The sequence below is a fragment of the Salinicola sp. CR57 genome (assembly GCF_003206585.1).
GTDB classification, from domain to species: Bacteria; Pseudomonadota; Gammaproteobacteria; order Pseudomonadales; family Halomonadaceae; genus Salinicola; species Salinicola lusitanus.
This window is the reverse complement of the sequence record NZ_PZJL01000001.1, coordinates 692,831-705,448: the sequence shown is the minus strand read 5'-3', so window position 1 is coordinate 705,448 and position 12,618 is coordinate 692,831. Positions and strand designations below refer to the sequence as shown.

The window sequence follows — 12,618 nt, the reverse complement described above, 5'->3', positions numbered from 1 at the left end:
ACGCCAGCAGCTGTCAGCGATTCAACGTCAAAACACCCCGCCAACCGGATCTTCGGCTGGCGGGGTGTTTTTGTTGGCCGGCATCCGGTGCCAAACCGCGCGACGCACCTGGCCTGCGGCTAAAGATCCCCGTAGTGGTGCTGCAGCAGCGCCAGCGCCACCACCGGCGCCGTCTCGGTACGCAGAATGCGCGGCCCGAGGGTGAGCGGTTGGAAGCCGGCGCGGCGGGCGGCATCGACTTCGGTGGCGCTGAGCCCACCTTCGGGGCCGATCAGCAGCGCGGCAGCGTCGACCGCATCCGCCGGCCGCCAGCTATCGTCGGTGGCGGGATGCAGCACCAGACGCAGCGCTTCGTCACGCTCGCCGAGCCACTCCGCCAGCGTCCGTGGGGGGTGAACTTGCGGTACCGTCGCCCGCCCGCACTGCTCGCAGGCGCTGATCGCCACGCCCTGCCAGTGCGCCAGTTTCTTCGCCTCGCGATCGCCCTTGAGCCGCACATCGCCATGCTCGACATAGAGCGGCGTGATCGCGGCCACGCCCAGTTCCACGGACTTCTGGATCGCATAGTCCATGCGATCGCCCCTGGAGATCGCCTGCCCGAGATGAACCCGCAGCAATGATTCCGTCGCGATCTCCGTCACCGCCTCGATCCGGGCGACGACCCGCTTGCGACCCACCTCGATCAGCCGCGCCTGCGCCTCGCGACCCTCGCCATCGAACAGGATCAACGGCGCGTCCTGGCGAAGCCGCAATACCAGCGCGACGTGACGCGCCGGCCCCTCGGGCAGAACGACATCGCCGCCAGCGATCAGGCTGGCGGCGACATGGATGCGTGGCTTGGCCATGACCCGGGCTTACTGGGTGGTTTCGCTGGCCTGGGCGGTGCGCTGCTTCTTCTGGGCGTACATCGCCTCGAAGTTCACCGGCGCCAGCATCAGCGGAGGGAAGCTGCCACGGCCGACCAGGCTGTCGATGCACTCCCGGGCGTAGGGGAACAGGACGTTGGGACAGAAGGCGCCCAGCGTGTGGTCCAGCTGGTCGCCGGCCAGGCCGGCAATGCGGAACAGACCGGCCTGCTCGACCTCGACCAGAAACGCCGTGGCGCCATCCTCGTTGTTCGAGACCTGAGCGGTCACCTTGACCACGACCTCATAGAGGTCCTCACCCACCGACTGACTGATGGTATCGAGATCCAGACCGACCTTGGGCTTGAACGGCTGCTGAAAGACGCTCGGCGCGTTGGGCGACTCGAACGAGATGTCCTTGACGTAAATGCGCTGCAGGGAGAATTGCAGCTGCGGCTTTTCCTGGGAACCCTGCTGATTGTTGTCTTCCGCCATGATGCGTTTCCTTTACGTTCCTGAATGACTGGCCATGCCGACCGGCCGGCGTGCCGGGCAGCATGGCGATGGCGATTCGGCGAGCGGCGCCCTGCTCAGCGGCGCACCACCGGCAGGCTGTCGGCCTGCCACTGTGCCATGCCGCCCTTGAGCTTGTAGACCCGGGTGAAGCCGGCCTGGGTGAGTTCGGTGACGGCGGCACCGGCAGACTGCCCCTGCTTGCAGACCACGATGACCGGCGTCTCCTTGTACTTCTCGAGCTGCGTCAGACGCTCCTTGAGCCGGGACTGCGGAATGTTCTTGGCACCGGCGATGTGCCCGGCCTTGAACTCGCTGCTCTCGCGGATATCGATCACCACACCGTCTTCACGGTTGATCAGCGAGGTGGTCTCGGTGGTGGAAACACCGGAGGCACCGCCACGCTTGGCCTCGAACGCCAGCCACGCGAGCAGCACGACCAGAAAGGCGCTGACCAGCAGCGGATGGTTTTCGACGAATTCGAACAACTGATCGATCATGGGTCTGCCGACACTCTAAATCTGGGGCCAATGGGATCGCGAAACGCCTTCACGGCGTGCGACTCCGCCCTTGGCGCGTCTGCGTCAAACCGCGTCTTGCACCTCGGCATGGAAGCCTTCGTGGCTCGGGACGCGAACGGCTGAAAATCCTGGCCCGCTAGCGGGCGCCGGCCATTATACACGAGGGCGTCGGTGAAACGAGGCAAGCGCAAGGCAGACGGCTGACCCGACTCGCCCGGTGCGCTATCCTTTGAGGCCTTCGTTCCAAAACGACGAATTCCAGAACGGCAGGTTCCAGCATCTCCGGTGCCGAACGATAGGTTTCGACACGACTCACGCCGCCCATCCGATTTTTCGAGGCTTGTCATGGCAGATACTTCCCGCACTCCGCGTCCCGTCGCACTGTTGATTCTCGATGGCTACGGCCAGAACGACGACAGCGCCAACAACGCCGTCGCCGCCGCCGATACCCCGGTGATGGATCGCCTCAAGCGCGACTATCCCAACACCTTGATCCACACCGATGGCAACTACGTCGGTCTGCCCGAAGGCCAGATGGGCAACTCCGAAGTCGGCCACATGAACATCGGTGCCGGCCGGATCGTCTACCAGGATTTCACCCGCATCACCAAGGCGATCGCCGACGACGAACTGAAGACCATCGAACCGCTCACCGCACCGATCGACGATGCGGTCGCCAATGGCAAGGCCGTCCACCTGATGGGCCTGCTCTCTCCCGGCGGCGTCCATAGCCACGAAGATCATCTGCTGGCCGTGGCCGCCCTGGCCGCCGAACGCGGCGCCAAGCGAATCTATCTCCACGCCTTCACCGACGGTCGCGATACCGCGCCGAAAAGCGCCGGCGCCTCGATCGAGCGCGCCAACGCCCGCCTGGCCGAGCTGGTCGGTGCCGACAACGGCTTCGTCGCCTCGATCGTCGGCCGCTATTTCGCGATGGATCGCGACAATCGCTGGGACCGTGTCGAGAAGGCCTATCGGGTGGTGCGTTTCGGCGAGGGCGAGCACGTTGCCGACAGTGCCGAAGCCGCCCTGGCAGCGGCCTACGAACGCGGCGAGACCGACGAGTTCGTCGCCGCCACGGCGGTGCGGCCGAGCGGCGACAAGATCGCCATGGCCGATGGCGACGCGGCGCTGTTCCTCAACTTCCGCGCCGATCGCGCCCGCGAGCTGACCCGCGCTTTCGTCAATCCGGACTTCGACGGCTTCGACCGGGGGGAAAGGGTCAAGCTGGCCGGCAAGGGGCTGGTGATGCTGACCCAGTATGCCGACGACATCGACACGCCGGTCGCCTTCCCGCCGCGAGACCTGGTCAATACCTTGGGCGAGGTGGCGGAGAGCCACGGTCTCACCCAGCTGCGCATCGCCGAAACGGAGAAGTACGCCCACGTGACGTTCTTCTTCTCCGGCGGTCGCGAGGCGAAGTTCGACGGCGAGGATCGTGCCCTGATCCAGTCGCCCAAGGACGTCAAGACCTACGACGAGAAGCCGGAGATGAGTGCCTTCGAACTCACCGACACGCTGGTCGAGGCGATCGAGGGCGGCAAGTACGACCTGATCATCTGCAACTACGCCAACGGCGACATGGTGGGGCATACCGGTGACCTGGGCGCAGCCACCAAGGCGATCGAGGCCGTCGACACCTGCCTGGGCCGCGTCGTCGAGGCGATCGAGAAAGCGGGCGGCGAATGCCTGGTCACGGCCGATCACGGCAATGCCGAGATGATGGTCGACCCCGAGACCGGCAATCCGCACACCTCCCACACCACGTTCATGGTGCCGCTGGTCTACGTCTGCCGCGACAAGGCCGCCAGGCTCAAGTCGGATGGTCGGCTTTGCGACCTGGCGCCGACGCTGCTGCACATGCTGCGCCAGCCGGCTCCCGAAGAGATGACGGGTGACGTGCTGATCGATGATGCGTAACGCAGGCTCGTCTCAGACCATCGTCCACACCAGGATTCGCCCGACGTGAGACCCAGCGAGGACACCCTCTCCTGTCGGCGCGGGCAACGCAGAATCGGGCTCTCTCTCCTGCTGGCCGGCAGCTTGCTGCTGGCCGGCCCCGTCTTCGGCCAGGCCAACCCCCAGGAGGCCCGTGCGCGACTGGACAGCCTGGCGACCGATATCCAGGCGCTGCAGGGCAAGCTGGAAAATACCCAGGCCGCTCGCGGCGACGCCCAGGATGACCTGAAGCAGGTGGAGACGGCGATCGGCCAGACCCACCAGCGTCTCGACTCGCTGCAGGCGGAGCGACGGCAGCTGGACGACGAGGTCGCCGATCTCGAACGGCGTCGCCAGGGCCTGGCCGCCGATCGCCAGCGGCAGCGCGAGGCGCTGGCGCGGCAGTTCGATGCGCTCTATCGCCTCGGCACCACGCCGCAGCTCAAGCTGCTGCTCAATCAGGACGATCCGGCCGAGGTCGATCGACTCCAGCACTATCTCAATGCGCTGTCGTCGGCACGCCGGGAGCGCCTCGACCAGCTCCGGGAGATCAATCGTCAACTGGACGACAACCTGGCGGAGATCGATCAGCGGCGCTCACGCCTGGATGACGTCCAGGCCGATCTCGAACAGCAGCAGCAGCGCCTGGCGAAGAACCTGAAGGAGCGTCAGGCCCTGGTGGCCAAGCTGAACGGCCGCTACGACAGCGAGCAGGCTCGTCTCGAGGATCTCAACCAGGATCGTGCCCACGTCGAACGCCTGCTGGACCGGATGCAGAAAGAGCTCGCCAACCTGAAGAAGCCGCCCCCTTCGACCGATATCCGTCAGACCAGAGGCGGCCTGCCATGGCCCGTCCAGGGAGCGATGCTGTCGAGTTACGGTAGCGGCGAGGGCGTCAATCGCAACGGCATTCTGATCGGGGCGCCCACGGGGACGGCAGTCAAGGCCGTGCATGCCGGCCGGGTGGTCTTCGCCAACTGGATGCGCGGCTTCGGCAACCTGCTGATCCTCGACCATGGCGACGGCATTCTCACGCTCTACGCCCATCTCCAGCAGATCGACGTCGATCCCGGGCAGCAGGTCTCCAACCGGCAGACGGTCGGGGCCGTCGGCGATACCGGCGGTCAATCGAGGCCGGCACTCTATTTCGAGGTGCGTCAGAACGGCAATCCGATCAATCCCGGCAACTGGATTGCCAAACGCTGATCGGCAAGCTGGATCATCGGCCCGACGAAACGCTATGCTGGGTTATCAAACGCCGTTCCTTCACGGATATCGGTATCGCCAGACGCCTCGGGTATCGGCGCCAGCGAATCCACCCAGCTCGAGTCGCGGAGACCGCATGAATTCAAGCCGCCTGAAGCCAGGGCCTGCCCGCGCGGATCTTCTCGCCCGGAGAGCCGCCTTCGTTCCCACGCTGGGCGCCGCGCTGATACTGATCCTGGGTCTGGCCCCGGTCGCCCAGGCCCAGCAGGACAGTACCGTCGGCGCTCCCACCCAGGCCGAGCAGGATGCCGCCAACGGCTTGCCGGTGGAGGACGTCCAGACCTTCGCCGAGGTCTTCGAGCGCATCAAGCGGACCTATGTGGAGCAGGTCGACGACAAGACCCTGCTGCGCAACGCCATGCGAGGCATGCTCAGTCAGCTCGACCCCCACTCCGAATATCTCGACGCCGATGCCTTCCAGAACCTGCGCGAGACCACCGAGGGCGAATTCAGCGGCGTCGGCATCGAGATCGGCCTGCGTGACGACCAGCTCACCGTCATCGCGCCCATCGACGACACCCCGGCCGCCCGTGCCGGCATTCAGCCGGGCGACCGCATCGTGGCCATCGACGGTACGCCGACCAGCAATCTGAGCCTGCAGGAAGCCGTGGACCTGATGCGCGGCGAGGCCGGTACCGATATCGAGCTGTTGCTGCTGCGGGACGGCGAACAGGAGCCCCGCAACCTGACGCTGACCCGCGAGTCGATCCAGTCCGAGAGCGTCTCCAGCCGCCTGCTGGAACCCGGCTACGGCTATCTGCGGATCAGCCAGTTCCAGAGCCGGACCGGCCAGCAGACGCATGACGCGCTGGAGTCGTTGCTGAAACCGGGGCCGCTGAAGGGGCTGGTGCTCGACCTGCGCAACAATCCCGGCGGCGTGCTCTCCAGCGCCGTCGACGTGGCCGATCAGTTCCTCTCCAGTGGCCTGGTGGTCTACACCAAGGGCCGGCTTGTCGATGACGACATGCGCTTTACCGCCCACGCCGATACGACCGCTCCCGACGTGCCACTGGTGGTGCTGATCAACGGGGGCAGCGCCTCCGCCGCCGAGATCGTCGCCGGGGCACTGCAGGATCAAGGACGTGGCGTGCTGATGGGCACCCGCAGCTTCGGCAAGGGTTCGGTGCAGCAGGTGATGCCGCTGGGCAACGGCGACGGGCTCAAGCTCACCACGGCGCGCTACTACACCCCCAGCGGGCGTTCGATCCAGGCCGAGGGCATCGCACCCGACGTCCGCGTGGTCAGCGGCCGCCTGGAGGTCGAGGAGAACAGCAGCTTCCAGCTTCGCGAGTCCAACCTGCGCGGGCACCTGCTGAACGGCAATCCCGACCAGGCGGCGGACAACCCCGACACCCCGGTCGCGGCCAACGACTACCAGTTGGGGGAGGCGCTGAACCTGCTCAAGGCGCTCAACGTGGTGCAGCGACCCAAGGCGGCGTCAGGTGCCGCTACCCAGGGAAGCGCCGAGCCCGCTCCCTGACACGCCGCGAGCCGGCATCGAGCGGATGAGAACCGCGAGACGGCTGCCCAGAAGGCAGCCGTTTCACGCTGGGGGGCCGATGGGCGCTCCCTGATGGAATCGCAACTGCCAGCCATGTGGCGTCAACCACCACAACGAGCAGCGTCTGGCCCAGCGCTCGCACGACCCATCGGAACGAAGATTGGCGGAACGATAGAAAAGCAGCGCGGAATCTCTCGAAAGACGCAGACAACGATCTCCTTCTGCATGGATTCTGATATCCAGGCTCGCCTGCTCCTCGTACGCTGCTTTGAGCACGTCGTCACGCGTGTAATGCTGCCCGGAGCGACCCACTTCATAGAAATCAGGATGCAAATACCGGCAAATGGCCATCGGCGAGCGTCTGACGGTTGGCTGATGCAACCTTCTCTCTCGCTCAGCGAGAACTGTCAGAAGTGTCGAATCCTCAGGCCAGTCCTTCATCGACAGCGCTCGGGAAGATCGCCGTACTCCCCCAGCGCCTGACGGATCAGCAGCCGCTTCACCGGCGTGAGGCGATTCACGCCGGAGAGCCCCCAGTTGCGGGCGAGCCGAAGCGCCGGTTGCCGGCTGCCGAACAACCGCTGGAAGCCCTGCATGGCGGCGAGCATGGCCGCGTTCTCGTTGCGGCGGCGGCGCTCGTAGCGAACCAGGATGCGCCGATCCCCCGGCGGCGCACCGCGCCGTCTGGCACGCACCCACTCCTCGGCGAGCACGGCGGCATCCATCAATCCGAGATTGACGCCCTGCCCCGCCAGCGGATGCAGGCTGTGGGCGGCATCGCCGATCAGCGCCAGGCCGTCGTCGACATAACGCTGCGCATGGCGCTGGGTGATCGGGAAGTGCGGCGCGGCATCGATGACCTCGACGTCGCCCAGCCGCTCCCCCAACCCGCGGGCGAGTTCGATGCCCAGTTGCGCTCGCCCCTCGTCGGTGGCGGCCAGTGCCGTCAACCGCCGGGCCTCGCCGGGGGTGGTCGACCAGACGATCGAGCAGTGATCGTCCCGCCCGTCGACGGTCAGCGGCAGGAAGGCCAACGGACCGGTGGCGAGAAAAGCCTGGCGTGCAACGGCGCCATGGCCGACAGCGGTGCGCACGGTGGTCACCACGGCAGCCTGGCCGGTCTCGCGTTCGCTGACCGGGATACCGGCCATCGCCCGCAGCGGGGAGTTGGCGCCGTCGGCACCGACTATCAGCGGTGCCCGCCGCTGGGTGCCGTCGTCCAAGGTGATCACGGCGTCACTGGCATGGCGGGTGCCGGGGCGAGCCGCACTCTCTCGGCGTTCGTAGCCGGTCACTCGAACCTCGTGCAGCCACTCGACGTTGGGTAGCGACTGCAGGCGTCGGGCCAGTCCGGCCAGCAGCAGGTCGTTCTCGACGATATGTCCCAGCGCATCGACACCGACCTCGTCGGCATCGAAATCGATCTCACCGCTACCCTCGGCATCCCAGACCTGCATGCCCCGGTAGGCCGACACCCGGCGGGAGGCGATCCAGGGCCAGACGTCCAGGGCCATCAGCAGACGCTGCGAGGCCGCCGTCAATGCACTGACGCGAAGCGCCGGTTTGCCCTGCCCCAGGGGCGCATCGCCTGCGGGCGCCGGCGCCGCATCGACCACGGCCACCTGCCAGCCGGCTTCGCCCAGCAGCAGGGCCAGCGTGGAGCCGACGACCCCGCCGCCGACGATGATGACATCACTCTCGCTCTGGTCCATTACTACGCGTACTCCTTGTCTCGTCGCATGCCGCATCACCTGCCCGCCCGATCACGCCCAGGCTCGTCCACCGGCGGCGCTAGCGCTCGATGCCCATTGCGTGTCTCGCCAGGGTCCGGCGCAACGGCCCCAGCGCGTTGAGGCCGACCAATCCGGCGGCACGAGCCGGCCCCAACGCGGCATGATCGATGCCGAACAGCCGGATCAGCCCGTCGCTGAAGCGCACGATCCGATGCGTGTCCGCCGTTCGTCTCGCCTCGAAGCTCGCCAGCGTTCGGGGGTCGCCGGCGGCGACGCCCTCCGCCCGCGCCGCATCGATGGCGCCGGCCAGATCCATCACCCCACGCAGGGCCAGGTTGAAGCCCTGCCCGGCAACCGGATGCAGCGCGTGCGCCGCGTTGCCCAGTATGGCCAGATGCGGGCGAACCGTCTCCCGCGCCGTGATCAACGACAGCGGATAGGTGTGCCGCTGCCCCACCCGTCGAAAGCGGCCCGCCCGATCGCCGAAGGCCTGCTGCAGGCGCTCCAGAAAGGCGCCGTCGGAGAGCGCCAGGGTCTCGTCGAAGGCGCCCTGGCGGTGGGTCCAGACCAGTTCCATCCGGCGCCCGTCGAGCGGCAGCAGGGCCATCGGCCCTTCGCGGGTGAAGCGTTCGAAGGCCCAGCCGCCGTGGGCACGGCTGACCTCGACGTTGGCGATCAGCGCGGTCTGCTCGTAGGGGTGATGATCGCTCTCGATACCGAGGCGCTCCTTGAAACCGGCTCGTCCACCGTCGGCCAGTACGGTCAGGCCGGCGTGAATGACCTCGCCGCTGTCCAGCGCGAGCCGATAGCCCCCGCTCTCGGGCTCCAGCGATTCGACGCGTGCCGGACAGCGCCAGTCGATGGGCAGCGACTCGAGGCGAGCATGCAGCGCTCGCCCCATCCAGACATTGGGGATGACGTAGCCCAGCGCCTCGACGCCCAGCTCGGAGGCGTGCAGCCGGGTCGCGCCCAGCCGGCCACGCTCGCTGACATGGATATGGCGGATCGCAGACGCCTCCGCCGCCATCGCCGACCACACGCCGAGCCGCTCGAAGTGGCGTCGAGAGCCGTAGGCAATGGCGCTGGCCCGGGCGTCGAAGCTGGGTTGATACGTGCTCGCCTCGACGCTGCTAGGCAGCGGCCGAGGCTCGATGATGGCAACGCGCAGGGGCGCCCTCTCATCGCCAAGCTCGCGCTCCGCCGCGATGGCCTCGCCCAGGGCGCAGGCGAGACTGGCGCCTACCAGGCCACCGCCGATGATGGCCACGTCGACCGTGGTGGATTGCCGTGTCTGAGACATCTGCACCAGCCACTCCCTTACGATTGAAAATTTAGAAGCCAGTTTTCACGCGCCCTACACTGCCATTACATCGGTTACGTAATTTTCTGGCTCGATTCGGGATCGATCAAAAAACGATCAATTCGGCCCTTGCATCAGCGCCTCGATATCCTCCGGCGCCTTGGGTACGTCCGAGGTCAGGACCTCGCGGCCGAACTCGGTGACCACGACATCGTCCTCGATGCGAATCCCGATGCCGCGATAGGCCGACGGCACGTCTTCGGCATCCGGGATGTAGAGCCCGGGCTCGATCGTCAACACCATTCCCGGCTCGAGCCGGCGGGGTTCGCCATCGACCTGATAACTGCCGACATCGTGGACATCGAGGCCGAGCCAGTGCGAGGTCGAGTGCAGATAGAAGCGCCGGAAGCGCTGAGACTCGATGTTCTCTTCCAGCTCACCTTCCAGCAGGCCGAGCTCGATCAGGCCCGCGGTCAGATCGCGCACCACGCCTTGGTGAATGGCCTCCAGCGTGACGCTGGGTTCCACCGCGGCGACGGCGCGCTCTTCCGCCGCCAGCACGACGTCGTACAACGCCCGCTGAGCGTCGCTGAAACGGCCGTTGATCGGAAAGGTACGGGTGATGTCGCCGGCGTAGAGGTCGAACTCGCCACCCGCGTCGATCAGTACCAGCTCGCCATCCTTCAGCGGCGCGGCATTCTCGATGTAGTGCAGCACACAGGCGTTGGCTCCGCCGCCGACGATGGTGCCGTAGGCGGGCGAGCGCGCACCGTGCCAGAGGAACTCGTGCTCGAGCTCGGCCTGCAGCTGGTATTCGAAGCGCCCGGGGCGGCTCGCCTGCATGGCGCGGCGGTGCGCCAGCGCGCTGATCTGCGCGGCGTGTCGCATCAGCGCCAGCTCGGCCTCGCTCTTGGTCAGGCGAAGTTCGTGGATCAAGGCGCTGACGTCGGCAAACCGGGTGGGGGCGACGGCACCCCGTCGTGCCCGGGCGCTCAGCTGTCCGCGCACGCCCTCGGCGATGCTCATGGCGGCGGTGTCGGCCAGTGGCAGGTAGAGGGTTTGGCGACCATCCAGCAGTTCGGTGAGGTCGTGGCGCTGGGTGTTATCGAACGCCTCGTCCATGCCGTAATCGCGCACGGCCCCTTCGGGGCCGATACGAATGCCGGTCCAGGCCTCCTTCTCGGGATCCTTCTCTTGGCAGTAGAGGATGGCCTCGCCGGCTTCCCGGCCGGGCAGCAGCACCAGCAGCGCGTCGGGTTCGGGAAAACCGCACAGATAGTGGAAATCGCTGTTCTGGCGGAACGCGTACTCGCTGTCGTGATTGCGCGTCCTGAGCGCGGCACCCGGCAACAGCACGGCGCTGTGCTCCGGCAATTCGGCCATCAGGCGCTCGCGACGGGCCGCGAACTCCTCTGGCGAGATGGGGGCGGGACGCGGCAACGGCTCGGGTCGCATGTCTCTCTCCTTGAGCGAAGCGTCCCGGGATTCGCCGGGACGCCTGGAATATCGTCGATCACGCGCCTCGCGGCGCGGGCGGACTCAATGCAGCGCCGGCGGTGTCTCGTCCTCACCGCCGGCGGTTTCGCCACTCTCGTTCTCCACCTGCTCCACCTGGGGTTCTCCAGGGTGCTGTTCGGTGTAGAGCAGCATCGCCGCCATCCGGGCATGTTCGGTCAGCGCGAAGAGATCGTTCTCGTTTTCGGGGTCGTCGGCGATATCGATATCGATCGCCGACAGCTGACCGAGATCCTCCAGCGCCTCTTTCAACGGCGAGGACCAGTTCTCGTAGGTTTCGCCATCCACTTCGTTGACGACCTCGAGAAAGCCCTGGGTCCACTCCTTGAGCCCCTGGGCGCGCTCGGAGAGCGAAAACAGCTCGTCCGGCAGCAGCGGCTCGAAGTTGAGCTCGGCGGCGGAGAGCGCGTCCAGTGTCTGGCGGCGCCAGCCCAGCAGCACGTCCGCATCCTCGCGGTTTTCCGGCTGTTCCACGTTGAGCGACAGGCAGACTTCCTCCAGCCACCCCTCGGCACTCAGATCGTGCAAACCGAGCTCGGCGCACAGTCGGCCGTCGAGAAACGCTGGCGACTGCATGCTGCCATGGGCCAGAAAGACATTGGCGACGGTGGAAAAGTCGAGCTGGTCGTTGATGATCGACATGTCGGCATCCATGATTGGGTGATCGCAAGAGCCGGCGGGCGCGTGACGCCGGCGAGGCAGCGCGTTGACCGCCAATAACCGGCTCTCTATAGTGATTCCTCAATCGCGGCGGCACGCTCCCCGGGCCTTCGACCCCGCCCGGCGCAGCCGGTCACCGACCGCAGGCAGGGTAACGAATCCGGACGCGCTCGGCGCGAATGCCTGCCATCTTACCGCATCGATCTTCACCGCCCACCCCGGAGCGACAACATGAGCGACACGTCTCGCCCGACGACCGAAGTCACCCTGCTGGGCAAACCCTACGTGATCGCCTGCCCGCCCGAGGAGCAGGATCAGTTGAAGCGCTCCGCCCGCTACCTGGATCGCGCCATGCACGGCATCCATTCGCGGGGCAAGGTGCTGGGTGCCGAAAAGATCGCGATCATGGCCGCCCTCAATATCACCCACGAGCTGCTGACGGCACTGGACTCGCATCGCGCCGGCGAGCAGAGCCTGAGTGATCTGAGCGAGAGGCTGGAACGTGCACTGGCCAAGGCGGGCGAACCCGGCCGGCAGGCACCGTGATGTCGAAAGCGCCATCGGTATCGCAATCCGCCATTGGGCAACGGAAGCCGCTCTGCTACGATGGTGGGGTTTCCTGGAGTGTGCGCCAGTCATTACAAGTCCCTCGAGCCTATGCGCAGTACCCAGGGGGCCAATTGCTAGGCAGGCCCGTGTGCATGTCCGCGCGTCGGAAAGCCTGAAGGCCTGCCTGCGGCCACCCACCTTGAACCAATAGGTTCAGGGCCAGAATGACAGCGGCACTCTGGGGAACTCTTCTTGTCGTTCAATAATCCCATCGCCA

General features: G+C 66.5%; 11 protein-coding genes and 1 other RNA gene. 5 read left to right on the top strand and 7 right to left on the bottom strand.

Annotation, left to right across the window (positions count from 1 at the left end; genetic code table 11):
• Positions 1-119 precede the first annotated feature (119 nt).
• The 3 genes from DOM56_RS03220 to DOM56_RS03210 form a co-directional block, all read right to left on the bottom strand.
• Entirely contained in the window at positions 120-845 is a 726-nt protein-coding gene (locus DOM56_RS03220) for a 16S rRNA (uracil(1498)-N(3))-methyltransferase (RefSeq protein WP_110707436.1), read from the bottom strand.
• Between the two features lie 9 nt (positions 846-854).
• Entirely contained in the window at positions 855-1,340 is a 486-nt protein-coding gene (gene secB / locus DOM56_RS03215; protein ID WP_110707435.1) for a protein-export chaperone SecB, read from the bottom strand.
• 95 nt (positions 1,341-1,435) lie between these two features.
• Positions 1,436-1,858, bottom strand: coding sequence for a rhodanese-like domain-containing protein (locus DOM56_RS03210; RefSeq protein WP_110601545.1), 423 nt, complete (start codon positions 1,856-1,858; stop codon positions 1,436-1,438).
• A gap of 366 nt (positions 1,859-2,224) precedes the next feature.
• On the opposite strand from DOM56_RS03210, the gene gpmI reads away from it, so the two are divergent.
• The 3 genes from gpmI to DOM56_RS03195 all read left to right on the top strand — a co-directional run bounded on the left by gpmI (position 2,225) and on the right by DOM56_RS03195 (position 6,563).
• A complete protein-coding gene (gene gpmI, locus DOM56_RS03205) occupies positions 2,225-3,799 on the top strand; it encodes a 2,3-bisphosphoglycerate-independent phosphoglycerate mutase (protein ID WP_110707434.1) in 1,575 nt (524 codons plus the stop codon).
• A 45-nt stretch (positions 3,800-3,844) separates the two neighbouring features.
• Positions 3,845-5,023: a peptidoglycan DD-metalloendopeptidase family protein gene (locus DOM56_RS03200; RefSeq protein ID WP_232822151.1), complete on the top strand. Its 1,179-nt coding sequence runs from the start codon at positions 3,845-3,847 to the stop codon at positions 5,021-5,023.
• Positions 5,024-5,159: 136 nt separating this feature from the next.
• On the top strand, positions 5,160-6,563 hold the full coding sequence (locus DOM56_RS03195; RefSeq protein ID WP_110707433.1) for a S41 family peptidase: 1,404 nt from the start codon (positions 5,160-5,162) through the stop codon (positions 6,561-6,563).
• A 458-nt stretch (positions 6,564-7,021) separates the two neighbouring features.
• On the opposite strand, the gene DOM56_RS03185 is transcribed toward DOM56_RS03195, so the two are convergent.
• From DOM56_RS03185 to DOM56_RS03170, 4 genes are all read right to left on the bottom strand, one after another.
• Positions 7,022-8,296 (bottom strand): FAD-dependent monooxygenase, encoded by a 1,275-nt coding sequence (locus DOM56_RS03185; protein WP_110707431.1) that lies wholly within the window; start codon positions 8,294-8,296, stop codon positions 7,022-7,024.
• A gap of 79 nt (positions 8,297-8,375) precedes the next feature.
• Positions 8,376-9,617: a 2-octaprenyl-6-methoxyphenyl hydroxylase gene (gene ubiH, locus DOM56_RS03180; protein WP_110707430.1), complete on the bottom strand. Its 1,242-nt coding sequence runs from the start codon at positions 9,615-9,617 to the stop codon at positions 8,376-8,378.
• Between the two features lie 117 nt (positions 9,618-9,734).
• Entirely contained in the window at positions 9,735-11,072 is a 1,338-nt protein-coding gene (pepP, locus tag DOM56_RS03175) for a Xaa-Pro aminopeptidase (protein ID WP_110707429.1), read from the bottom strand.
• 84 nt (positions 11,073-11,156) lie between these two features.
• A complete protein-coding gene (locus DOM56_RS03170; protein WP_110601555.1) occupies positions 11,157-11,774 on the bottom strand; it encodes a UPF0149 family protein in 618 nt (205 codons plus the stop codon).
• A gap of 249 nt (positions 11,775-12,023) precedes the next feature.
• Between DOM56_RS03170 and DOM56_RS03165 the strand changes: the two genes are divergently transcribed.
• Both DOM56_RS03165 and ssrS read left to right on the top strand, forming a co-directional pair.
• Positions 12,024-12,338: a cell division protein ZapA gene (locus DOM56_RS03165; RefSeq protein WP_110601556.1), complete on the top strand. Its 315-nt coding sequence runs from the start codon at positions 12,024-12,026 to the stop codon at positions 12,336-12,338.
• A gap of 67 nt (positions 12,339-12,405) precedes the next feature.
• Positions 12,406-12,590, top strand: a non-coding RNA gene (gene ssrS, locus DOM56_RS03160) — 6S RNA.
• Positions 12,591-12,618: the final 28 nt, after the last annotated feature.

Bases quoted from the DNA above. Each gene is read 5' to 3' on its own strand.
- DOM56_RS03170 (WP_110601555.1), bottom strand. From the start codon at position 11,774: ATGTCGATCATCAACGACCAGCTCGACTTTTCCACCGTCGCCAATGTC.
- DOM56_RS03165 (WP_110601556.1), top strand. From the start codon at position 12,024: ATGAGCGACACGTCTCGCCCGACGACCGAAGTCACCCTGCTGGGCAAA.
- secB (WP_110707435.1), bottom strand. From the start codon at position 1,340: ATGGCGGAAGACAACAATCAGCAGGGTTCCCAGGAAAAGCCGCAGCTG.
- gpmI (WP_110707434.1), top strand. From the start codon at position 2,225: ATGGCAGATACTTCCCGCACTCCGCGTCCCGTCGCACTGTTGATTCTC.
- pepP (WP_110707429.1), bottom strand. From the start codon at position 11,072: ATGCGACCCGAGCCGTTGCCGCGTCCCGCCCCCATCTCGCCAGAGGAG.
- DOM56_RS03210 (WP_110601545.1), bottom strand. From the start codon at position 1,858: ATGATCGATCAGTTGTTCGAATTCGTCGAAAACCATCCGCTGCTGGTC.
- DOM56_RS03220 (WP_110707436.1), bottom strand. From the start codon at position 845: ATGGCCAAGCCACGCATCCATGTCGCCGCCAGCCTGATCGCTGGCGGC.
- DOM56_RS03185 (WP_110707431.1), bottom strand. From the start codon at position 8,296: ATGGACCAGAGCGAGAGTGATGTCATCATCGTCGGCGGCGGGGTCGTC.
- DOM56_RS03195 (WP_110707433.1), top strand. From the start codon at position 5,160: ATGAATTCAAGCCGCCTGAAGCCAGGGCCTGCCCGCGCGGATCTTCTC.
- ubiH (WP_110707430.1), bottom strand. From the start codon at position 9,617: ATGTCTCAGACACGGCAATCCACCACGGTCGACGTGGCCATCATCGGC.